The organism is Sandarakinorhabdus sp., from assembly GCF_987265915.1.
Genome location: NZ_OZ503948.1, coordinates 142,721 through 164,103, shown reverse-complemented (window position 1 = coordinate 164,103; position 21,383 = coordinate 142,721). Strand labels below are relative to the sequence as shown.

Genomic DNA, 21,383 nt, shown 5'->3' with positions numbered 1-21,383 from the left:
ATTCAGAGGTCGATCCCCACCTCCGCCAGCAGCGCCGCCCGCGCTGCACGCACCTGACCCCACAGATCGGGATTGGCCATGTCGGCCGGGCCAATCGCCTCCGGCCACCAATGTTCGACCAGCCGCTCCAGCCGGTCAGCCTTCGCCGAATCGAGCAGGAAGCGCGGATCGACCCGCGCCGGATCGGCGACCACGCGCAGGCGCAGGCAGGCGGGGCCGCCGCCGTTCTGCATCGATTCGCGCACATCGACGAAATGCGCGGCGCGGATCGGGCCGTTGCCGGCCGTCAGCATCGCCAGATACGCCTGCACCGATGGCGTCTCCTCCGCTTCCTTGGGCAGCACCAGCGCCATGCTGCCATCGGGTAGGGTGAGCAGTTGCGAATTGAACAGATAGGAGCCGATCGCGTCGGCCAGGCTGACGGCGCTGGCCGGCACTTCGATGAACACGGCGTCGGGCATCACGGCCGCCAGATCGGCCTTCAGCGCCGCTGCATCGGCAAAGGCCAGTTCATGCGCGAACAGCACATGGCCGTTGGCGACGGCCACCACATCATTGTGGAAGGCGCCGGCATCGATGGCGGTCTGGCTTTGCGCGGCGAAGATCGCGTTTGCCACGCCGTGGCGGCGGGCGATGGCTTCGGAGGCACGGGCGTTTTGGCGGGCCGGGAAACGGCCGCCTTCCTCACCATAAACAAAGACTTCCACCCCCGGCGCATCATGAGCGCTGCACAGGCGCATGTGATTGGCCGCGCCTTCATCGCCGAACGCGGCGGGCAGCGCAGCGTGCACAGCGAAGGCCGGATCGGCAAAGGCGATGGCCAGTTGCGCGTGGGTTTGGGGATGTTCGATGCTGCGATGCGCCATGCGCGACAGATTGGCGGCGCTGATGTGGCAGCGGCCGTCGCTGGTATCGGCGGCCGGCGAGACGGTGGCGGCGTTGGCCGTCCACATCGAACTGGCCGAACAGGCGATGGCGAACAGCCGCGGATCGGCGGCGGCAGCGCGGGCGATGACCTGATCGTCGCTGCCATCGAATCCCATGGCGCGCAGGAAGGCCGCATCCGGGCGTTCCAATGGCAGCAGAAAGCCCTGGGTCAGCCCCAGCCCCATCACGAAGCGCATCTTGGCCAGGCCCTGCAACGCCGCGGCGCGCGGGCGCGACGTGGCACCGGCATGACGCGCGCTGGCCAGATTGCCCAAGCTGAGCGCCGCATAATTGTGGCTGGGGCCGATCAGGCCGTCGAAGTTGATTTCGCGGATCATTTCAGGCCGGTCGTGATGGCGCCGGCCGGCGTGTCGCTGGCCAGGCTCGCCACCGGGAAGGCGCAATAATCGGCGGCATAATAGGCGCTTGGCCGGTGGTTGCCGCTGTGGCCGACTCCGCCAAACGGTGCCGCCGATGAAGCGCCGTTGGTCGGCCGGTTCCAGTTGACGATGCCGGCGCGGCTGCGCGCCCAGAAATCGTCGAACCGCGCGGCATCGCCGCCAATCAATCCGGCGGCGAGGCCAAAGCGCGTGGCGTTGGCGGCGGTGATGGCGGCGTCCCAATCGGCGACGCGGATGATCTGCAGGACTGGGCCGAACAATTCATCGTCCGACGGGGCGCCGCCGGTGACATCGATCACCGCAGGGGTCAGGAATGGCCGATCCGGCTGCGGGCGGTTCAGCGGGCGCAGCACGCGGCCCCCCGCCGCAACCAGCCCGGCCCAGCCGCGTTCCAGCCCGTCGGCCGCGGCATTGGAAATCACCGGCCCCATGAACGGTTGCGGGTCATCGAACGGCGCGCCGACAATCAGGCGCTCAGCCAGCGCCAGCACCGCCGCGACCAGCCGGTCATCGCCGTCGCGCACGATCAGCCGACGCGCGTTGGTGCAGCGCTGCCCCGCCGACAGAAACGCCGATTGCACCACCAACGCGGCAGCAACGTCGATATCCGCGACATCCCACGCCACCAGCGGATTATTGCCGCCCATTTCCAGCGCCAGGATGCGCTGCGGCGTGTCGGCAAACTGGCGGGCGAGGGCCGCGCCGACATGCGCCGATCCCGTGAACAACAGGCCATCGATGTCACTGCCGGCCAGATCGCGGCCGACATCGCCGCCGCCGTGCACGATGGTCAGCACGCCCTCCGGCAGCCCGGCCTGCGCCCACAGCGCGCCCATGAAATCCGCCACTGCCGGCGTCTGTTCCGATGGTTTGAAAACCAGCGTGTTCCCGGCCAGCATGGCCGGCACGATATGGCCATTGGGCAGATGCGCCGGGAAATTATAGGGCCCCAGCACCGCCAGCACGCCGTGCGGCTTGTGCCGCAGCACCTGCCGCACGCCGGCCGCTTCGCCGGCGCGTTCCCCGGCGCGCTCGGCCTGGGCGGTGATCGAGATTTCGACCTTGGCCGCGACGCTGGCGACTTCGGTGCGGGTTTCCCACAATGGCTTTCCGGTTTCGCGCGCGATCAGGCGGGCAAATTCATCGGCGCTGGCCTCCACCGCCGCCTTGAAAGCGCGGACGATGGCGATGCGCTGATCCAGCGAGGTGCGCGCCCAGCCCGGCGCAGCGGCGCGCGCGCTGGCTACGGCCGCGGCCACGCCGCCGGTTGGCCCGGTCCAGATCACCTCTCCGGTGCAGGGATCGGTGGAGACGAGTTCAACAGGTGACATGGCGGATCCTGGTGCCGGGCGCGATGCCCAGCGGCTGGGCAATGGCGGCGGGCAGCGTGCCAGCGCCATCCACCGGTGCAATGAAGGCCTGGAAATCGCGCAGCTGCCCGCTGGCCACCAGATGGGCAGGGGCTTCGACCGAGTCGGCCAGCGCAGCCACCGCCTCGCGGGCGGTGCGGATGGTCTTCAGATCGTCGGTGCGCGCCGCCACCGTGGGGCCGCCATCGAAGATATCGACATAATTGTCATACACAAAGCCTTCGGTCTGCAGCATCGCCAGCGCCGCCTTGCCGCCGCCATGCGGTTGGCCGATGGCGTCGCGCGCGGCTTGCGGCAACATCGCGGTATAGATCGGATGGCGTGGCATCAGATCGGCGATGAACTGGTTGCCATTGATCGCGTTGAACTGGTCGGCTTCCGGAAAGGTCAGGCCAAAGAATTGCCGCCCCAGCGCATCCCAGAACGGCGAATGGCCATCGGCATCCATCACACCGCGCAGCTCCGCAATGACACGGTCGCCAAAGCGCGCGCGGTGCTGGGCAATGAACAGGTAACGGGCGCGGGCCAGCAGCCGCCCCAGCCCGCCGGTGCGCAAATCCGGGTGCAGGAACAGCCCGCCGACTTCGGAGGCACCGTCGAAATCGCTGGTCAGTGACAGGAACGGAATGCGGAAGGTGCGCCCCAGTTCGCGGCTGGTCTGGGTAAGCGTGGACAATTTGTAGCTGTAGAACGGCCACGTCGCGCCGATCCGGCTGAAGATCATCGCGGTGCCACCAATGCGGCCGGTCGCCACCTCTTCCAGCAGCAGCAGGTAAAGCTCATCTTCCGGCGTGGCTTCGGCGCGGGCGAAGCTGGTGTCGGACCAGGCCAGCCGCCGCGCCAGCGAGGCTTCATCGGCCGGCAGATTGGTGAAGCCGCCGCCGGTCAATTGCGCCAGCGCCAGGATCGCCGGCAAATCGTCCGCGCGCGCCGGGCGCACCCGCCACAGGCTCATCGCTGCCACCCCTGTTGCGCCACGCGCATCAGGATCAGCGCCGAAAGCCGGGCGCGCTCCTCCAGCGAATCGGCACAGAGATATTCGTCCGCACTGTGGATGGCGCCGCCGCGCGGGCCCAGCGTATCGACCACCGCCAGGCCGGTGGCGGCCAGATTATTGCCGTCGCACACACCGCCGGTATCGCGCCAGCTGATGCCCAGGCCCAGCGCTGCGCCGCAGCCCTGCACCAGTTCAAACAGACGCAACTGATTGGCGTCCAGCGGCTTTGGCGGGCGGGCGAAGCGGCCATGGACATGGATCATCACGTCATGCGCCACCGCAACTTCGGCCACGGCGGCGTTGATGCCGGCTTCGGCGCGTTGCTGAGCGTGGGCGCTGCGCGGCCGCATGTTCCAGCGCAGCACGGCGGTATCCGGCACGATATTGTTGGGGCCACCGCCTTCGATCATCGCCGGGTTCACCGACAGATCATCGCCAGCAAGGCCCGCCAGCCGCAGCGCCAGATCGGCAGCGGCCACAATCGCGTTGCGGCCATCCTGCGGGTTGCGCCCCGCATGCGCCGCCCGGCCATGGATGGCGGCCGAAAAATTGCCCGAGCCGGCGCGCGCCCCGGCCAGCGTGCCATCGGGCAGCGCCGGTTCATAGGTGAGGCCAAGGTGGCAGCGCCGCGCTGCCGCATCCAGCAGTGGTGCCGAACCGGGCGAGGACACTTCCTCGTCGCTGTTCAGCACAATCTCCCAACCCAGGCGGTCGGCAAACGGGCTGGCTTCGAACGCCGTCAGCGCCGCCTTCAGCACGGCGATGCCGCCCTTCATGTCGGCGGTGCCGGGGCCGTTCAGCGTGTCCGGATCCAGCCAGCGACAGGCCTGGAACGGGTGATCGGCGCCGAACACCGTGTCCATATGGCCGGTCATCAGCACGCGCAGCGGGGCCTCCGGCCGTTTGACGATATGCAGATTGTCGCCGTGCACCAGCGCCACTTCACGGCCGTCGGCATCGATGCGGCTGGCCGGGGCGGCGGCCACGCGGGCAATGTCGCCGCCCAGCGGCGCGAAGGCCTCGGCCAGCACATCGGCCATGCGCGCCAGGCCATCCAGATTGCGGCTGCCGCTGTTGATGGCCGCCCACGCCTCAATCTCGGCCAGCATCGCGCCGCGCTGGCCATCGATGCGGGCCAGCACGGCCGCTTCGGCGGCGGACAGGGGCGGAGGCACGGTCACCAGCGCAGATTGGCCTGTGACTGATCAAACTGCAACTAAATTTTGTGATATGTCTCACAAGCAACGGTCATGACGGACGGGTAACACTGCCACCTTGACCAGCAGCGCGCTTGCTGGGCATGACGGGTGCATGACATTGCCCATTCCGTGGGGACACCGGGATGGGCGGCCGAGCTGAGGGGATTTTCGTTGGACAATAAATGGCGCGTGAAGTCGCTCGATGCGATCCTGGCGACGGCTTCGAAGAAATCGCTCACCCGCTCGCTGGGGGCGTTCCAGCTTACCATGCTGGGCATCGGCGGCATCATCGGCACCGGCATCTTCGTGCTGACCGCCGAAGCCGCGCAGTTGGCCGGGCCGGGCATGTTGATCAGCTTCGTGCTGTCGGCGCTGGTCTGCGGGCTGGCCGCGCTCTGCTACGCCGAGCTCGCCGCGATGGTGCCGGTTTCGGGCAGTGCCTATACCTACAGCTATGCCACTTTCGGTGAAATCCTCGCCTGGATCGTCGGCTGGGCGCTGGTTCTGGAATATGCCGTGGCGGCCAGCGCCGTGGCGGTCGGCTGGTCCGGCTACATGGTGGGCGTGCTGGATAATTTCCTTGGCATCGAACTGCCGGCCGCGCTGGTGACGGGGCCTTATGCCGGCGGCATCATCAACCTGCCGGCGGTGATCATCGCGCTGGCGGTCACCTGGCTGCTGGTGATCGGCACCAAGGAAAGCGCCACGGTCAATTCGGTGCTGGTGGTGATCAAGGTGGTGGCGCTGGCGGCGTTTGTCGTGCTGGCGGTGCCGGCGGCAACAGCCGACAAGTTCACGCCGTTCCTGCCCTTGGGCGTCGGCGGCGCGGTCAGCGCGGCCTCGATCATCTTCTTTGCCTTCGTGGGGTTCGATGCCGTCTCCACCGCGGCGGAGGAGACCAAGGACCCGCAGAAGAATATCCCGATCGGCCTGATTGCCTCGCTCGGCATCTGCACGATCTTCTACATGCTGGTCGGCACCGGCGTGATCGGCAGCTATGGCGCGCAGCCGGTGTTCGGCCCGAACGGTGAAGCCCTGCAGCCCGGTTCGCCGGAACTTGTGGCCCAGTGCAAGACCTTCGCCGAAGCCACGCTGCCCGTCGTCTGCTCCAACGAAGCGCTGGCGCACGTGCTGCGCGCCATCGGCCATCCCGGCGTCGGCAACGTGCTCGGCCTGGCGGCGGGCTTTGCGCTGCCGTCGGTGGTGCTGATGATGATGTTCGCGCAGACCCGCGTGTTCTTCGTGATGAGCCGCGATGGCCTGCTGCCCGGCGGCCTGTCAAAGGTGCACCCGAAATATGGCACGCCGCACGTGGTGACGATCATCACCGGCCTGGGCGTGGCCGTGTCAGCGGCCTTCTTCCCGGTCGGGCAATTGGCCAGCGTGTCGAACGGCGGCACATTGTGCGCCTTCTTCTTCGTCAGCCTCGCCATCATGACGCTGCGCCGCACCGATCCGGATCGCAAGCGCGTGTTCCGCACGCCCGCGGTGTGGATCGTCGCGCCGCTGGCCGCCGCCGGCTGCCTGCTGCTGTTCGGCTTCCTCAGCTTGGTGGCGCAGGCGGTGTTCTTCGGCTGGGCTGCGATCGGCCTGGTGTTCTATTTCCTCTATGGCCGCACGCGTTCCAACGTGGCGCGCGGGATCACCGTGGTGGGTGAACTGGATGCCAATGTCCCGCCGATCGGCCTGGCGCCGATGCCGGGCGCGCCGACGCCGGGTGGGAAAGACGCCTGAACCCACCCCCAGCCCCTCCCGCAAGCGGGAGGGGAGCCACTTGGCGCTGGTGGGCGGCACTGTCCAAACGGACCCAAATTCTCCCCTCCCGCTTGCGGAAGGGGCTGGGGCTAGCCGCCTGGCCCGAACCTCACCCCAGTTTCGCCGCCACCAGCGCCGCCAAATCGGCATCCGGCCGCGCGCCGAAGTGTGAAATCACCTCCGCGGCCGAAATGCACCCCATCCGTGCGCAATCGGGCAGTGGGCGCCCCTGCACCAGCCCGGCCAGAAACCCGCCCGCAAACAGATCGCCGGCGCCTGTGGTGTCCACCACCTGCGCCACCTTCTCGCCCGACACTTCGTACCGATGGCCGCCGCCCACCACCACCGCGCCCTTTTCGCTGCGGGTGACAACCGTGATGCAGGCGTGCTTCGCCAGTTCGGCCATGGCGGCATCGAGATCGTCGGTTTCGTACAGCGCCTTCACCTCATTCTCGTTGCCGAACATGATATCGACATGGGCCGACAGCAGATCGCGGAAATCGCCGCGATGGCCGTTCACGCAGAACACATCCGAAAGCGTGAAGGCGACCTTGTTGCCGGCTTCACGCGCGACCTTGATCGCCGCCTGCATGGCGGCGCGCGGGCTGGCCGGATCCCACAAATAGCCTTCCAGATAAAGAATGCCCGATGCCGCCACCAGTTCGGCATCCAGATCGGCGGCGTCCAGTTCCTGGCAGGCGCCGAGATAGGTGTTCATCGTGCGCTCCCCATCCGGTGTCACCAGGATCAGGCAGCGGCCGGTAGGGCGACCACCCGTGGCCGGCGGCGTGGCGAAATGCACGCCGGCGGCGCGGATATCATGGGTGAAAAATTCGCCCAGGCTGTCGGCCGCGACCCGGCCGACAAACGCCGTGCGCGCACCCAGCCCGGCGGCACCCGCCACCGTATTGGCCGCCGAACCGCCACTGATCTGCCGCCCCGGTGCCATCGCAGCATACAGCGCTTCGGCCTCATCAGCGTCGATCAGGCGCATCGAACCATGCGGAATGCCGCGCTCGATCAGGAAGGCCGGCGCCTGGCTGCTGATCACGTCCACGATGGCATTGCCCATGGCAAGAATGTCGAAACGGCGGGCGGAATTGGTCATGCAAGGCTCCGGAACAGATGCGCGTCGCATAGCCGCTTGCCCCCACCCTGCACAGCCCCTAGCAATCGGCCCGTGCCCGCCGCCCTGATCCTCGCCTTCGCGCAATTATGGGATGCCCCCATCCGCCGCGTGCTGCTGCGCGCGCTGTTGCTCACGCTCATGCTGTTCGGGCTGCTGGCGTGGGGCATCTTCACCGGCGTCGCCATGGTCGAAACCGCCGGCTGGCCGGGCTGGCTGCAACGCTTCTGGGCGGCCGGCGCGGGTGAGGCGGCCGCTTTCATCCTGTCCATGCTGCTCACCTGGCTCGGCTTCACCAGCATCGCCACCGCCGTAATGGCGATGTGGCAGGATGAGATCATCGTCGCCGTCGAGCAACGCTACTATCCGAACGCCAAGGGCCACGCGCTCGGCCTGGGCGTGGAGCTGGCCATGGGCGGCCGCGCCGCCATGCGCGTGGCGCTGATCAACCTGCTGCTGCTGCCAGCCTATCTGCTGCTGCTGGTCACCGCCATCGGGCCCTTGTTTCTGTTCATCATCGCCAACGGCTGGGCGCTGGGGCGTGAGTATCTTGAGGCGGTGGCCGCGCGCCACGTGCCGCTCGGCGAATCCCGCGCCTGGCCGGGTCTGCACAAATGGGACAGCTGGGGCATCGGGCTGGCAACGGCCGTGCTGTTTGCCGTGCCGGTGCTCAATCTGGTGGCGCCGGCCGTGGGCGCGATGATGGCGACACACCTGTTCCACCGCGAGCGCGAGGCGGAGCGGCTGGCGCAAGTGAAGAAGGCAGAATAGCCCCTTATCGTAGTGGCATAAATGATGCCGAAAATATTCGTTCACTTGCCCTTGAAGCCTTTCGGCAACTACCTATATTTCGAAATGCCCCGGGGCATCGGACCCGGATGACGAGTGTTAACGCCCGCAAGCGCAATCCGCGCCCAGAGGCAACGGGTCGCCGTGATTTCGGTCATGTCGCATCCTTCACACATCGTGGTAATAACATACCACGCCAGGTTCTTTCGTACCGGAGGGTGCCTCGTGCGCCTGTCGATGGGAGCAAGGTTCAATAGCCCGGGCATATGACGAACGGAGTCGCAATGTCCGGGCTTTACCTGCCAACGGAAGACGAGTTTGATCCTTCTACCGACGACTTCATTTTCCCCTTCTTGGCGAAGGAGAGGAAGTACAGACATTTTGACCTGCCTCTAAAAAAATTCGAACTGAATCAAGCTATTGAATTTCGCGATGATGTAAGTCCTCACCGATTTCTGCCGCTGCTCGGCTTTACAGATGAAGTACGAAAGTATGTACGTAACCCGTCTGGCTTGCGAGAGATAAAAATAAAGAAGCGGGATATTCGCTTTGCTGGCCACGCTGATGCAGCCTTCCTGCAAGCCTACGCCGCACACCTTAATTGGTATTATGAGCGCGCCCTGGCCTCAGACGCTACCTCAAGTTCGGTCTTGGCGTACCGACCTGGCGGCGGAACAAATATTCATCATGCTAAGGCGCTGTTCGATGAGATCAGGTCTCGGATCAATTGCACAGTGTTCGCCATCGATATCTCAGGATTCTTTGATTGTCTCGATCACGCTATGCTACGCGATCACGTCGCCGGGTTGTTAGGCGTGGTCAGGCTCGAGGGACATCATGCCAGTGTTTGGAAAAATCTCACCCGTTACTCTTGGGTAGAAACGACTGATTTGGATAAGTTGCTTGGAAAAAGGCGCAACGGCCAAGGCCGTATTTGTTCGCCTATCGATTTTGCTAAACATGTGCGTGGTCGGAAAGACGGACTTGTCAGGACACACAACCAATCCTTCGGCATCCCACAAGGTACACCAGTATCCGGCTTGTACGCCAACATCTATATGCGTTCGTTTGACCGCGAAATGACCACCTTTTGTGAGTGTAATGGTGGCTCTTACAGACGATATTCAGATGATATAGCGATTGTACTGCCTCCAGGGCCAATACTTTGCGATGTAGTTTCAATCGTGGAAAAAATGCTTGCTGACCATGGTCTAGCTATTTCAGCTAGTAAAACTGAAATAGCTACTTTTGAGAACGGAAATTTAATTTCTGAAAAGCCAATTCAGTATCTAGGATTTACTTTTGACGGGGTAAAAACGTTGATTCGTCCGTCCTCCATGGACGCCTATCGAACAAAAATGCGCGCGGGGATTCACGCAAAAATTGTTGTCGCCAAAGCCAAAAAGATTGCACCGTCCGAAGTGTTCAAGCGTGAATGCCTGAGTCGCTACACTCACCTGGGTAAGCGACGGAACTTCTTACGATATGCCTACAAAGCTTCTGAATTAATGGACAGTCCGGAGATAAGGAAACAGGTTAGATCCCATATCACTTGGTTCAATCGAGCTTGGAAGAGCCAAGTCTCAAAGGTGTTTGGCTAAGCGGCGATCTTTTAATACCGACTTGCTTTTGCCATCCCACGGTCTGATCTGGTAGGTGGCCATAAGCTTTCCAGCGCCAACGTCACATGGGCTTTGATGCGGAGGCTACCGAAAAACGAAAGTGGGTGCAGGGCCTCAGGCCCTGCCCGCCGGAGGCCATTCTTCCTTCTCAAATCGCAACAATCACGCCGCCACCGCCAGGCGCACGCCCAGCGCCTTCAACACGCGCAGCAAGGTGTCCAGCGTCGGGTTGCCGGGGTCGCTGAAGGCGCGGTAGAGGGCTTCGTGGCTGATGCCGGTTTGGCGGGCGAGTAAAGTCATGCCGCGGGAGCGGGCGATGGTGTTGGTGGCGCGCAGCAGTTCTTCGGGGGTGCCGTCTTCCAGATAGGTATCGAGATAGGCGGCGATATCGGCTGGTGAGTTCAGCGCTTCGGCGGCGTCCCAGGGTTTGGTTTCAAGGCTCATGGTCAAATCTTCCTGGCCATGGCGATAAATCAAAAAATCCCGCCGCCCATGAACAGCCGGAACGCGCCGATCGCGATCACCACCAGGTTCAGGTTCCGCCCCGACGAACTGCCCGACAGCGCGCCCAGCCCCAAGCCAACCATGGCCAGCGGGATGATCGCCCAGTTTGCCCAGCCCAGGAAGGGCAGGAACGCGAATATCGCCAGGGCGAGCGTGCCGAGGCCGATGAACAGGGAGAGAAAATTCAGCATGGCACCGATGTGGGAACCACGAGGCGGTGGCACAAGGTGACGCTGTGACAAAACTCGCAGGGTTGTGCGGGCTTCGAATCGGGTTTACGTAAACGTCAACCTGTAAGCTGGGGAGTTAAGCATGGACCTGAATTTCAGCGCCGCCGACGCCGCCTTCCGCGAAGAAGTGCGCGCCTTCATCCGCGAATCCTATCCGCAATATCTGCATGACAAGATTGATGAAGGCGAGGAAATGGCCAAGGAAGATTTCCTCGCCTGGCACAAGGTGCTGGCCGCCAAGGGCTGGATCGCCCCGGCTTGGCCGGTGGAATATGGCGGCACCGGCTGGACCTCGACGCAGCGCTACATCTGGTCCGAAGAGACCGCAGCGGCCGATACCGTGCGGCTGATGCCGTTCGGCCTGTCGATGGTTGGCCCGGTGATCTACACCTTCGGCACGCCCGAGCAGAAGGCCAAGTTCCTGCCGCGCATCCTGTCCGGTGAGGATTGGTGGTGCCAGGGCTATTCGGAGCCGGGCGCCGGTTCCGATCTCGCTTCGCTGCGCACCCGCGCCGAGCGTTTCACCGGTGAGGACGGCAAGGAATATTACCGCGTCAACGGCCAGAAGACCTGGACGACGATGGCGCAGCACGCCGATTGGGGCTTCTTCCTGGTGCGCACCGATACCACCGCCAAGATCCAGGAAGGCATCAGCTTCCTCCTGATCGACATGAAGACGCCCGGCATCACCGTGCGCCCGATCATCACCCTGGGCGGCGAGCATGAAGTGAACGAAGTCTGGCTGGAAGACGTGATCGTGCCGGTGGAAAACCGCGTGTTCCACGAAAACAAGGGCTGGACCTGCGCCAAGTTCCTGCTGGCCCACGAGCGCACCGGCATCGCCGGCGTCGCCGCATCGAAGCGCAGCGTGGAGCGCATCAAGGATGTGGCCCGCAAGACGGAAGACGGCGGCGAAGCGCTGCTGGCCAACCCGTTCTTCAAGCGCAAGGTTGCCGAACTGGAAGTCGATCTGGCCGCGCTGGAATATACCGAACTGCGCACGCTCGCGGGCGAAAGCAGCGGCAAGGGCCCCGGCCCGGAATCGTCGCTGCTGAAGATCAAGGGCACCGAAATCCAGCAGCGCCTGACCGAACTGGCGCTGGAAGCCGCCGGCTCCTATGGCGCGCCTTATTTCCGCTCGATGGGCGAAGGCGACAACAGCTTCGCCGTCGGCCCGGACAGCGCGCGGCGCGTGGCCCCGGTGTATTTCAACATGCGCAAGACCAGCATTTACGGCGGGTCGAACGAAATCCAGCGCAATATCATCGCAAAGATGGTGCTGGGTTTGTGACTTAAACCCCTCTCCCCATGCGGGAGAGGGCGACTCGCCGAAGGCGAGCGTGGAGAGGGGTTGTTGCCGCAGGTGCGGAACCCCTCTCCCCGGGCCGCCTTCGGCGTCTCTCGCCCTCTCCCGCCCAAAGTACAATTGGGGGGAGAGGGAATTTTGCTTGGGGACGGACCATGGATTTCAATTTCACCGAAGAACAGACCATGCTGCGCGACACGCTGTCGCGCTACTTGGCGGACACCTATAATTTCGATGCCCGCCAGAAGGTGGTGCACGGCGGCAAGGGCTGGAACCCGGCCGTATGGCAGGCCTTTGCCGAAGAGCTCGGCATCCTGGGCGCGCCGTTCAGCGAAGCGCATGGCGGCCTCGGTGGCGGCGCGCTCGAGAATATGGTCGTGATGGAAGAAATGGGCCGCGCCATCGTGCTGGAACCCTATCTGTCCACTGTGGTCATCGGCGGCGGTGCGTTGAAGCATGTCGGCGGCGCCGTGGCGGATGCGGTAATCCCCGGCATCATCGGCGGCACCACCCGCATCGCCTTTGCCGCCTATGAACCGCAGGGCCGTTTTTATCTGCATGATCTGACCACCACGCTGAAGGGCGGCCAGTTGAATGGCCACAAGGCCGTGGTGGAAGGCGCCGCGCACGCCACGCATCTGCTCGTCACCGCGCGCACCGGCGGCGCCCAGCGTGACGCCGGCGGCATCGCCCTGCTGTTGATCCCGGCCGACGCGCCCGGCATCACCCGCCGCGATTATCTGACCGTGCACGGCACCAGCGCTTCGGAAGTCTATTTCGAAAACGTCGCCGTCGGCGCCGAGCATGTGCTGCGCGAAGAGGCGCTGCCGCTGATCGAACAGGTGGTTGACGAAGCCACCGCCGCTCTGTGCGCCGAAGCCTGCGGCGTGCTGAAGGTTCTGCATGCCACCACGCTGGATTATGCCAAGCAGCGCAAGCAGTTCGGCAAGGCGATTGGCGATTTCCAGGTGATCCAGCACCGCCTGGTCGATATGTTCATGGAGGTCGAACAGGCCGTTTCCATGACCATGATGGCCACGCTGAAGCTCGACACCGACGAACGCGCCGCGGCGGTTTCGATGGCCAAGGCCAAGGTTGGCAAGGCCGCCAAGTTCGTCGGCCAGAACGCCGTGCAGGTGCATGGCGGCATCGGCATCACCCAGGAACTGGCCGTCGGCCATTATTTCAAGCGCGCCACGCTGATCGAAAACCAGTTCGGCAGCGTGGACTTCCACCTGTCGCGCTACGAAGGCATCGCGCTGGCGGCTTGAAAAATCCTCCCCCTTTGGGGGAGGTGGCAGCCGCAGGCTGACGGAGGGGGCTGGGCATCGTGCCCGGCCCTTTTCATTTCACCTCTCCCCTTTGGGGAGAGGTCGAGAGACGCCGCAGGCGGCCCGGGAGAGGGGCGCCGCGCGACACCACTGCCGCTTGCCAGCCCAACCCACCGCGCCGAAACGGGCGCCATGACCACCCTCGTCCCCCTCCTCGGCGATCAACTCTCCCACAGCCTCGCCAGCCTGCGCGCCGCACCCAAAGACGCCATCATCCTGATGATGGAAGTCGCCGCCGAGGCCAGCTACGTCCCTCATCACCCGCAGAAAATCGCCCTGTTTTTCAGCGCCATGCGCCATTTCGCCGATGAACTGCGTGGGCGGGGCTGGCGCGTGGACTACATCGCCATCGACGATCCCGACAGCACTGGCAGCTTCGGCGGCGAAGTCGCCCGCGCCGCCGCCCGCCACGGCGCCAGGCGCATCATCACCGTGGCGGGCGGCGAATGGCGCGTGCTGGATGGCCAACAGACATGGGGCGAAATCACCGGCCTGCCGGTGCAGATCCTCGACGATGACCGCTTCCTGTGCCCCATCGATCAGTTCGCCGGCTGGGCCAAGGGCCGCAAGCGCCTCATCATGGAGGATTTCTACCGCATCATGCGCCGGCAGACCGGCCTGTTGATGGATGGCGACCAACCGGCGGGCGGCCAGTGGAATTATGATCAGGAAAACCGCAAGTCGGTTCCAAAGGGCCACAAATTCCGCCCGCCGCTACGCTTTGCCCCTGATGCCATCACGGCGGGTGTGATCGAAACCGTCGCCGGCCGTTTCGGCAATCATTTTGGCAGCCTGGATGGCTTCGGCTGGGCCGTCAACCGCGCCCAGGCCTTGCAAGCGCTCGATGATTTCGTGCTTCACCGCCTGCCCGGCTTCGGCGATTATCAGGATGCGATGGTCACGGGCGAAGACGTGCTCAACCACAGCCTGCTCTCCCCAGCGCTCAATCTCGGCCTGCTCTCCCCGCTGGAGGTCTGCCAGGCCGCCGAAGCCGCATACGTGGCCGGCACCGCGCCGCTGAACGCCGTGGAAGGCTTCATCCGCCAGATCCTCGGCTGGCGCGAATATGTCCGCGGCCTCTATTGGTTCGCCGGCCCGGAATACACCGCGCGCAACCACCTGAACGCCACGCGCCCGCTGCCCGCCCTGTTCTGGGGCGCGCCCACCGATCTGAAATGCCTGTCCGAAGCAGTGGACACCACGCGCCGGAACGCCATGGCCCACCATATCCAGCGCCTGATGATCCTGGGCAATTTCGCCATGCTGGTCGGCACTGATCCGGCAGAAGTCCACCGCTGGTATCTCAGCGTCTATGCCGATGCCATCGAATGGGTGGAGGCCCCCAACGTCATCGGCATGAGCCAGTTCGCCGACGGCGGCCTGATGGCCACCAAGCCCTATGCCGCCGGCGGCGCCTATGTGAACCGCATGAGCGACCACTGCCGCAGCTGCCGATACGACGTCAAAATACGCACCGGCCCGAACGCCTGCCCGCTCAACAGCCTCTACTGGGACTTCCTCGCCCGTCACGAGGAGACGTTGAAAAACAACCAGCGGCTGTGGCGCATGTACGATGGCTGGCGCCGCTTCGCGCCCGATGAACAAGCCCGCATCCGCACGCAGGCCGCCACCGTCCTCGCCGGGCTGGCCTGACATGCCCAAACGCACCTCCCCCTCCGACGCCGACGACATCACGCAGGCCGATGACCTCCAACACGCCGTCCACGACAAGCGCGAGGGCTGGCGCGCCAACCCTGCCAAAGCCCGCCGCCGCCAACGCCGCTACACCGGGCTGTTGACGCGGGAGCTGCTGAAGCGGGGAACGGGTTTGGCAACGGAGGGGCTGTTTGAGGACGAAGGGTAAGCCGCAAGCGCGCAAGACAGAACGCGCCGCTTCAATGCCCCACCCCTGCCGGCATCGGCGGGATGATGCCATAGCCGCGCAGGCCAAGCGCCATGATTTCGATCGCCAGGCCAGCCAGCAGCAGTGCCACCACCCGCAGCAGGATCGCCGAAAACCCAGGGCCGGCCTTTGCCTTGCTGCTGCGGCCAAATCGCGCCAGCAGTAGCATGATGACCAGATTGCCGGCCAGCACGGCGCCCAGCGCCAGCCATAGCGGCCCGCGATTGCCCTGGCCAAGGGTGGTGGACGCGATGGTGACGGCCACAATGGCCTGCGGCGACGCCAGCAGCGGCATGGCAAGCGGATAGATCGCCATGCTGGCCGGCGATGCCGGTGGGCCATCATCGTGCGAATGATCCTCGCCCAGCACCAGACCGATGGCGAACAGCAGCAGGATCAGCCCGCCCGCAACCTCGAGCCCCGAAATCGAGACATGGAAAAAGGCCAGGATATTCGGCCCCCGCGCCGCAAAGATGGACAGGATCACTGCCTGGATACCCACCGATTTGATCGCCACCGAAACCCGTTCGGCCCGTGACAAATGACCGGCCTGCGCCGCAAAGAAGGCCGCTGCCTTGGTCACCCCTGCGGTGATCAGCAGGATGATCAGGATGTCGTTGAAACTCATGGCTGCCCCCTGGATAGTCACGCCGCCGGTGCCGACAGTTTGATCCACACAGCGCCAAGACTAGCAGCGGCAAGATTTCTCGGCTAGGTCCAACACAGGGAGGGCGACGTGGCAAGTGAGACACAAGAACCGGCTGTTGCAGCCGGTGTCACGCGGCGGCCGCGTGATCCGGTGCGGCGCTGGACCTATATCGTCGGCACGTTGCTCCTTGCCATCCTGGCCTTCAACGTCGTTTCGGACCGGTTGGCCCCGCTCACCTTCCAGACCACGGCCGAAACCCTGGTCGTGCCGGTGGCCCCGCAGGTCAGCGGCGAACTGATCGAAGTGCCGGTGCGCGACAACAGCCGGGTCGCGGCAGGCCAATTGCTCGCGGTGGTCGATCCCACCAACTATCGCCTGGCCGTCGAAAGCGCGCGCGCCTCCTATGCTGCGGCGCAACAGGCGTTGGGTGCGGCGGCGGCAGCTGTCGATTCGGCCCGCGCCGTGGTCGCCTCGGCCCGGGCGCAACTGGTGCAGGCCCAGCAGGACAATGATCGCACCGCCACCCTGGTGAATGCCGGCTATGCCACGCGCGCCAAACTCGAAGTCACCAAGGCCACGCTGGCCTCCCGGCAAGCCGGCGTCGTGCAGGCCGAGGCCCAGCTGGCCGGCGCCCTGCAACAGCTTGGGCCAACCGGTGCCGCCAATCCGCAACTGCGCGCCGCCGCCGCCGCGCTGGCGCAGGCTGAACGCAACCTGGGCTGGACCCAGGTCACCGCCCCGGTTGGCGGCTATATCTCCAATCTGCAGATCGGCCGCGGTTCCTATGCCAAGGCCGGCGTGCCGCTGATCAGCCTGATCGATGTGTCAAAGGCCGGGCTCATCGCCTATTTCCGCGAAAATCAGCTTGGCAATGTGGCGCTGGGCGATCCGGTGCTGATTGCGCTCGATATCTTCCCCGGCCGCATCTTCCGGGGCCGCGTCGTCGGGCTTGGCGGCGGCATCGCCACCCCCAACCAGAGCGCGCCCAGCGGCGCCCTGGTGCAGGCGCCCAGCGAAAACTGGCTGGCCAACGGCCAGCGCCTGCCGATCCGCGTGGCGTTTGATCCGGTTGGCCAGGTGCCGCCCGGCGTTCGCCTCGGCTCCCGCGCCAGCCTGATGATCCAAACCCGCGATGCCGGCGTCGTCGCCACGCTCAGCCGCTGGGTGCTGACGGTGCGCTCCTATCTGTCCTATGTCGGCTGAGGCCGATTCCGGGCAGGTCCTGCGCCTGGCGTTTGCCGTTCCGGTCGCCGCGCTGATTGCCACCGGGTTCGGCCTGCCGCTCGGCTATTTCGCGTCGGTGCTGGTGCTCACGGCGCTGGGCCCGCTCGTCGCCGGCCTGACGCTGCGGCTGGCCCTGCTCACCCTTGTCCTCGTCACCATCGTGGCGACCGCGCTGGCGCTCATCCTCACCCCGTTCATCGGCAATCCGGTGGCCTATCTGGTCATCGTCGCCGGCCTGTTGTTTGGCGCCTATCGCCTGCAAGGCGGCAAGCTCACGCCCGTTGCTGCCCTCGCCATTCCGCTCACCGTGCTTTATGGCCCGCTGGTGCCGCTCGCCTCCGGCTTTGCCGCTGGCCTGGCCGCCCTGCTCATCGCGCTCACCGCCAGCGCCATCCTTGCCGTCATCCTGGCCTGGCTGGTCTTCCCCGGCCCGCCCAGCACCGCGGCAACATTGCCCCCCATGGCCCGCAGCGGCGCCGATTGCGCCATCAGCGCCGCCATCATGACGCTGCTCATTGCCCTCACCCTGCAACTCGATGCCCAAAGCGCGCTGCGCCTGCTGATGATCGCCAGCGGCGTGCTCGCCATCCCCGATCCCGGCGCCAGCACCCGCGGCGCCAGCGCCACCTTTGCCGCCACCATCGCCGGCGTCGCCGCCGCGCTGCTGCTGCGCAATTTCAGCTTCATCGCCGCCACCCCCGCCCTGTCGGCGCTGGCGCTGGCGCTCATCATCCTCGTCATCGGCTATCGCTTCGTCCGCCCCGCCACCGCACCCATGGCCACCACCTTGCTGATGACGGTGATCATCCTGATGGGCGCCGGCACCGGCGTCCCCACCGGCAAGCTGATCGAGTTCACGCTCTACACGGTCGCCGGCATCGGCATCGCCATCGGCCTGCGCCACACATTGCTCTGGCACTTCGGCGGCCGCGCCTACCGCAAGGCGTTGCCACTGCGCGCATCCTGAACCGTCCACAAGAACCGTCACCCCGGACCGTCACCCCGCCCACACGCGCGTTGCCGAACCGGCGTGGAGTGGAACAAGAATAAGAGGGGCCTCCGGCGGGCAGGGTCGCGGACCCTGCACCCGATTCGTTTGAAACTATTTGCTTCATAAATGCACTATGATTTGGATTTGAAAACGCGATTAAACCAATAGCTAATGGCAATAACGATTATAATAACAACTGGACAAAACACACCATAGAAGAACGCATTATTGATAATTTTGCTCGCGTCTGAACTCATACTTAGATAGATTTCTCGATCGAATTCATCCATAGTGGTGTAGTTCGCGAGCTTAGCGTCTGCATTTAGCAGATTGCGATAGGCAAGGCCGCCCACAAGCTTGCTTGGTCCTCTGTCCTGCAAGACCCGTGGTGCGGGCTGGTGTTGCCGGCGGGGAGGGCGGGCAGGGGTCTGTCCTACAGGGCGGAAATCATGCCATGCTCCTGCGTAGGTGGCGGCCTGTTGCGGCGTCGAACATGTGGCACATGGTGTGCCGGAAAAGCTGTAAAAGCGGAACCTTTGTAACCTTGTAAATCATATTTGTTGGATTGCCTGGCGGCGGGGCATGATTTTTTGAAGATTGTGGTTTTTCAACGCCCAATCCCGCTGGATTCGGCAAAGGTGGCAAAAGTGGCGCGTCCTTCGACAGGCTCAGGATGAGCGGGTCGGCGACAAGGAAGCGGGGCCCCGGATCAAGTCCGGGGCGACGAGGAAAGAAAAAGGGGCGGCTGGTGGGCCGCCCCTTGGAGGTTGGTTCTGGTGGGGACTTCCCCACCCCCTATCCTCCCCTCCCGCAAGCGGGAGGGGAGGATAGGGGGGCTTAGTGGCCCGCCAGGGCGGCCAGCAGCAGCAGGGCCACGATGTTGGTGATCTTGATCATCGGGTTCACGGCGGGGCCGGCGGTGTCCTTGTAGGGGTCACCCACGGTGTCGCCGGTGACGGCGGCCTGGTGGGCGGGGGAGCCTTTGCCGCCATAGGCGCCTTGTTCGATGACTTTCTTGGCATTGTCCCACGCGCCGCCGCCGCTGGTCATGGAGATGGCCACAAAGAGCCCTGAGATGATGACGCCCATGAGGAGGGCGCCGAGGGCGGCGAAGCCGTTGCCCTGGCCGGCAACCGCAGTGATGGCGAAATAGACCACGACGGGGGCCAGCACCGGCAGCAGCGAGGGGACGATCATTTCCTTGATGGCGCCGGCCGTCACCAGCCCGACGGTGCGGGCATAATCGGGTTTGACTTCGCGGGTGGCGATGCCGGGGTTTTCGCGAAACTGGGCGCGGATATCCTGCGCCACGGCCTGGGCGGTGCGGCCCACCGCGGTCATCGCCATGCCGCCGAACAGATAGGGCAGCAGCGCGCCGAGCAGCAGCCCGACGACCACGTATGGGTTGGAGAGGGAGAAATCGACGGTGACGGCCTTGAAGAACTGCGAGAGATCCTCGGTATAGGTGGCGAACAGCACCAACGCGGCGAGGCCGGCCGAGCCGATGGCATAGCCCTTGGTGACGGCCTTGGTGGTGTTGCCCACCGCATCGAGGGCATCGGTGCGTTGGCGCACTTCACCGTCCAGCCCTGCCATTTCGGCGATGCCGCCGGCGTTGTCCGTCACCGGCCCATAGGCATCCAGCGCGACGATCATGCCGGCCAGGGCGAGCATGGCGGTGGCGGCAAAGGCGATGCCGATCAGGCCGCCCAGTTTGTAGGTGGCGATGATGCCGGCGACGATGACCAAAGTGGGCAGCGCGGTCGATTCCATCGAGACGGCCAGGCCCTGGATGACGTTGGTGCCGTGGCCGCTATCCGATGCCTTGGCGATGGATTGCACCGGGCGATAATCGGTCCCGGTATAATATTCGGTGATCCACACGATCAGCGCGGTGACGGCGAGGCCAACGAGCATGCAGAAGAACAAAGATTGCCCGGTGAAACCGCCGACGACGCCGGCCACGGTGACCGCACTTTCTGCGGCGGGATCAGCGCCGATCACGGCGGTCATGTCCGGGAAGATGGCAGCCGTGGCGAACCACAAGGCCGGCACGGAGAGCAGGCCGGTGACGATGAGGCCCTTGTACAGGGCGCCCATGATCGAGCCGCCACCAAGACGGACGAAATAGGTGCCGATGATGGAGGTGATGATGCAGACACCGCAGGCCAGCAGCGGCAGGGTCATCAGCTTGGCGGCATCGGGGCCGGCGACGAGCAGGGCGCACAGCACCATGGTGGCGCCGATGGTGACCACATAGGTTTCGAACAGATCGGCGGCCATGCCGGCGCAATCGCCGACATTGTCGCCGACGTTGTCGGCAATCACGCCGGGGTTGCGATCGTCATCCTCGTCAAAGCCGAGCTCGTTCTTGCCGACCATGTCGGCGCCGACGTCGGCCGCCTTGGTGAAGATGCCGCCGCCCAGCCGGGCGAAGATGGAGATGAGCGATGCCCCGAACGACAGCGCCACCAGCGCATTCACCACCGCGCGGCTGGTGGGCTCCAGCCCCGACGACACCAGCGCATAGAAATAACCGGCGATGGCGAGCAGCGCGAGGCCGGCGACCAGCATGCCGGTGACCGCGCCGGACCGGAACGCCATGGTGAGCCCGGCCTGCAACGACTGGCGCGCGGCTTCGGCGGTGCGCACATTGGCCCGCACCGATATGTTCATGCCGATGAAGCCGGTGGCGCCCGACAGCACGGCGCCCAGCACGAAGGCGAGGGCCGGAATGACGCCCAGGAACCCGGCGACCAGCCCGGCGACGATCACGCCGACGATGGCAATGGCGGTATATTGTTTGGTGAGATAGGCGCCGGCGCCGATCTGGATGGCCTTGGCGATTTCCTGCATGCGGGCATTGCCCGGCGAGGCGCTGAGCACCTGTCGCGAAGTGAAGATGCCGTAGGCCACCGCTGCCAGGCCGCAGGCGATGGCGATCATCACGCTGTCCATGATAGTTCTTCCCCAGTTGCTGCCGCCCGCGTACACCGTGGGCTGGTCATTTTGTCGCAGCATGACATGGGTTTTGCCGAACGCAAGCAAGTAGATGAGTG

General features: G+C 64.9%; 18 protein-coding genes. 9 read left to right on the top strand and 9 right to left on the bottom strand.

Translation table 11 applies throughout. From position 1 onward, the window contains the following. Positions 1-2: 2 nt before the first annotated feature. From AC6UUM_RS00750 to AC6UUM_RS00735, 4 genes are read right to left on the bottom strand one after another with little or no spacing between them, the layout of a single operon-like run. Positions 3-1,265: an N-succinylarginine dihydrolase gene (locus tag AC6UUM_RS00750; protein ID WP_500803445.1), complete on the bottom strand. Its 1,263-nt coding sequence runs from the start codon at positions 1,263-1,265 to the stop codon at positions 3-5. Continuing rightward, positions 1,262-2,659: a succinylglutamate-semialdehyde dehydrogenase gene (gene astD / locus AC6UUM_RS00745; protein WP_500803444.1), complete on the bottom strand. Its 1,398-nt coding sequence runs from the start codon at positions 2,657-2,659 to the stop codon at positions 1,262-1,264. Before astD ends, AC6UUM_RS00750 begins: the two co-directional genes overlap by 4 nt. Continuing rightward, on the bottom strand, positions 2,646-3,653 hold the full coding sequence (locus tag AC6UUM_RS00740) for an arginine N-succinyltransferase (protein ID WP_500803443.1): 1,008 nt from the start codon (positions 3,651-3,653) through the stop codon (positions 2,646-2,648). The genes astD and AC6UUM_RS00740 overlap by 14 nt, the downstream gene beginning before the upstream one ends. Further along, positions 3,650-4,858, bottom strand: coding sequence for a hydrolase (locus AC6UUM_RS00735; RefSeq protein WP_500804874.1), 1,209 nt, complete (start codon positions 4,856-4,858; stop codon positions 3,650-3,652). The genes AC6UUM_RS00740 and AC6UUM_RS00735 overlap by 4 nt, the downstream gene beginning before the upstream one ends. A gap of 207 nt (positions 4,859-5,065) precedes the next feature. Between AC6UUM_RS00735 and AC6UUM_RS00730 the strand changes: the two genes are divergently transcribed. Continuing rightward, complete coding sequence (locus AC6UUM_RS00730; protein WP_500803442.1) at positions 5,066-6,628, top strand: amino acid permease; 1,563 nt, start codon at positions 5,066-5,068, stop codon at positions 6,626-6,628. A 130-nt stretch (positions 6,629-6,758) separates the two neighbouring features. Here the strand turns inward: AC6UUM_RS00730 and AC6UUM_RS00725 are convergent, their stop codons facing one another. Beyond that, positions 6,759-7,757 carry an adenosine kinase gene (locus AC6UUM_RS00725; protein WP_500803441.1) on the bottom strand — a complete coding sequence of 333 codons (999 nt, stop codon included), beginning with the start codon at positions 7,755-7,757 and terminating at the stop codon, positions 6,759-6,761. 72 nt (positions 7,758-7,829) lie between these two features. Between AC6UUM_RS00725 and AC6UUM_RS00720 the strand changes: the two genes are divergently transcribed. Then, on the top strand, positions 7,830-8,546 hold the full coding sequence (locus AC6UUM_RS00720; RefSeq protein WP_500803440.1) for an EI24 domain-containing protein: 717 nt from the start codon (positions 7,830-7,832) through the stop codon (positions 8,544-8,546). Positions 8,547-8,848: 302 nt separating this feature from the next. Next, the gene (gene drt2, locus AC6UUM_RS00715; RefSeq protein WP_500803439.1) at positions 8,849-10,165 is read left to right on the top strand and encodes an antiviral reverse transcriptase Drt2; all 1,317 of its coding nucleotides are present in this window, start codon (positions 8,849-8,851) and stop codon (positions 10,163-10,165) included. A gap of 183 nt (positions 10,166-10,348) precedes the next feature. On the opposite strand, the gene AC6UUM_RS00710 is transcribed toward drt2, so the two are convergent. Then, positions 10,349-10,630 carry an addiction module antidote protein gene (locus AC6UUM_RS00710; protein WP_500803438.1) on the bottom strand — a complete coding sequence of 94 codons (282 nt, stop codon included), beginning with the start codon at positions 10,628-10,630 and terminating at the stop codon, positions 10,349-10,351. 29 nt (positions 10,631-10,659) lie between these two features. Further along, positions 10,660-10,881 carry a hypothetical protein gene (locus AC6UUM_RS00705; protein ID WP_500803437.1) on the bottom strand — a complete coding sequence of 74 codons (222 nt, stop codon included), beginning with the start codon at positions 10,879-10,881 and terminating at the stop codon, positions 10,660-10,662. 121 nt (positions 10,882-11,002) lie between these two features. Here AC6UUM_RS00705 and AC6UUM_RS00700 point away from each other — a divergent pair, with 121 nt between their 5' ends. The 4 genes from AC6UUM_RS00700 (at position 11,003) to AC6UUM_RS00685 (ending at position 15,421) form a co-directional block, all read left to right on the top strand. Continuing rightward, positions 11,003-12,211: an acyl-CoA dehydrogenase family protein gene (locus AC6UUM_RS00700; protein WP_500803436.1), complete on the top strand. Its 1,209-nt coding sequence runs from the start codon at positions 11,003-11,005 to the stop codon at positions 12,209-12,211. Positions 12,212-12,381: 170 nt separating this feature from the next. Then, positions 12,382-13,497 carry an acyl-CoA dehydrogenase family protein gene (locus AC6UUM_RS00695; RefSeq protein ID WP_500803435.1) on the top strand — a complete coding sequence of 372 codons (1,116 nt, stop codon included), beginning with the start codon at positions 12,382-12,384 and terminating at the stop codon, positions 13,495-13,497. 192 nt (positions 13,498-13,689) lie between these two features. Next, on the top strand, positions 13,690-15,210 hold the full coding sequence (locus AC6UUM_RS00690) for a cryptochrome/photolyase family protein (RefSeq protein ID WP_500803434.1): 1,521 nt from the start codon (positions 13,690-13,692) through the stop codon (positions 15,208-15,210). Between the two features lies 1 nt (position 15,211). After that, entirely contained in the window at positions 15,212-15,421 is a 210-nt protein-coding gene (locus tag AC6UUM_RS00685; RefSeq protein WP_500803433.1) for a hypothetical protein, read from the top strand. Positions 15,422-15,452: 31 nt separating this feature from the next. On the opposite strand, the gene AC6UUM_RS00680 is transcribed toward AC6UUM_RS00685, so the two are convergent. Beyond that, positions 15,453-16,088, bottom strand: a complete 636-nt coding sequence (locus AC6UUM_RS00680; protein ID WP_500803432.1) for a MarC family protein — start codon at positions 16,086-16,088, stop codon at positions 15,453-15,455. 108 nt (positions 16,089-16,196) lie between these two features. Here AC6UUM_RS00680 and AC6UUM_RS00675 point away from each other — a divergent pair, with 108 nt between their 5' ends. Both AC6UUM_RS00675 and AC6UUM_RS00670 read left to right on the top strand, forming a co-directional pair. Beyond that, positions 16,197-17,312 (top strand): HlyD family secretion protein, encoded by a 1,116-nt coding sequence (locus AC6UUM_RS00675; RefSeq protein ID WP_500803431.1) that lies wholly within the window; start codon positions 16,197-16,199, stop codon positions 17,310-17,312. Further along, complete coding sequence (locus tag AC6UUM_RS00670; protein WP_500803430.1) at positions 17,302-18,300, top strand: hypothetical protein; 999 nt, start codon at positions 17,302-17,304, stop codon at positions 18,298-18,300. The genes AC6UUM_RS00675 and AC6UUM_RS00670 overlap by 11 nt, the downstream gene beginning before the upstream one ends. A gap of 861 nt (positions 18,301-19,161) precedes the next feature. Here the strand turns inward: AC6UUM_RS00670 and AC6UUM_RS00665 are convergent. Then, a complete protein-coding gene (locus AC6UUM_RS00665) occupies positions 19,162-21,282 on the bottom strand; it encodes a sodium-translocating pyrophosphatase (protein ID WP_500803429.1) in 2,121 nt (706 codons plus the stop codon). Positions 21,283-21,383: the final 101 nt, after the last annotated feature.

What these genes read in the sequence shown, in the direction of transcription:
- AC6UUM_RS00710 (WP_500803438.1), bottom strand. Translation starts at nt 10,630, where the DNA reads ATGAGCCTTGAAACCAAACCCTGGGACGCCGCCGAAGCGCTGAACTCA.
- AC6UUM_RS00670 (WP_500803430.1), top strand. Translation starts at nt 17,302, where the DNA reads ATGTCGGCTGAGGCCGATTCCGGGCAGGTCCTGCGCCTGGCGTTTGCC.
- AC6UUM_RS00680 (WP_500803432.1), bottom strand. Translation starts at nt 16,088, where the DNA reads ATGAGTTTCAACGACATCCTGATCATCCTGCTGATCACCGCAGGGGTG.
- drt2 (WP_500803439.1), top strand. Translation starts at nt 8,849, where the DNA reads ATGTCCGGGCTTTACCTGCCAACGGAAGACGAGTTTGATCCTTCTACC.
- AC6UUM_RS00750 (WP_500803445.1), bottom strand. Translation starts at nt 1,265, where the DNA reads ATGATCCGCGAAATCAACTTCGACGGCCTGATCGGCCCCAGCCACAAT.
- astD (WP_500803444.1), bottom strand. Translation starts at nt 2,659, where the DNA reads ATGTCACCTGTTGAACTCGTCTCCACCGATCCCTGCACCGGAGAGGTG.
- AC6UUM_RS00725 (WP_500803441.1), bottom strand. Translation starts at nt 7,757, where the DNA reads ATGACCAATTCCGCCCGCCGTTTCGACATTCTTGCCATGGGCAATGCC.
- AC6UUM_RS00685 (WP_500803433.1), top strand. Translation starts at nt 15,212, where the DNA reads ATGCCCAAACGCACCTCCCCCTCCGACGCCGACGACATCACGCAGGCC.
- AC6UUM_RS00690 (WP_500803434.1), top strand. Translation starts at nt 13,690, where the DNA reads ATGACCACCCTCGTCCCCCTCCTCGGCGATCAACTCTCCCACAGCCTC.
- AC6UUM_RS00665 (WP_500803429.1), bottom strand. Translation starts at nt 21,282, where the DNA reads ATGGACAGCGTGATGATCGCCATCGCCTGCGGCCTGGCAGCGGTGGCC.
- AC6UUM_RS00705 (WP_500803437.1), bottom strand. Translation starts at nt 10,881, where the DNA reads ATGCTGAATTTTCTCTCCCTGTTCATCGGCCTCGGCACGCTCGCCCTG.
- AC6UUM_RS00695 (WP_500803435.1), top strand. Translation starts at nt 12,382, where the DNA reads ATGGATTTCAATTTCACCGAAGAACAGACCATGCTGCGCGACACGCTG.
- AC6UUM_RS00740 (WP_500803443.1), bottom strand. Translation starts at nt 3,653, where the DNA reads ATGAGCCTGTGGCGGGTGCGCCCGGCGCGCGCGGACGATTTGCCGGCG.
- AC6UUM_RS00700 (WP_500803436.1), top strand. Translation starts at nt 11,003, where the DNA reads ATGGACCTGAATTTCAGCGCCGCCGACGCCGCCTTCCGCGAAGAAGTG.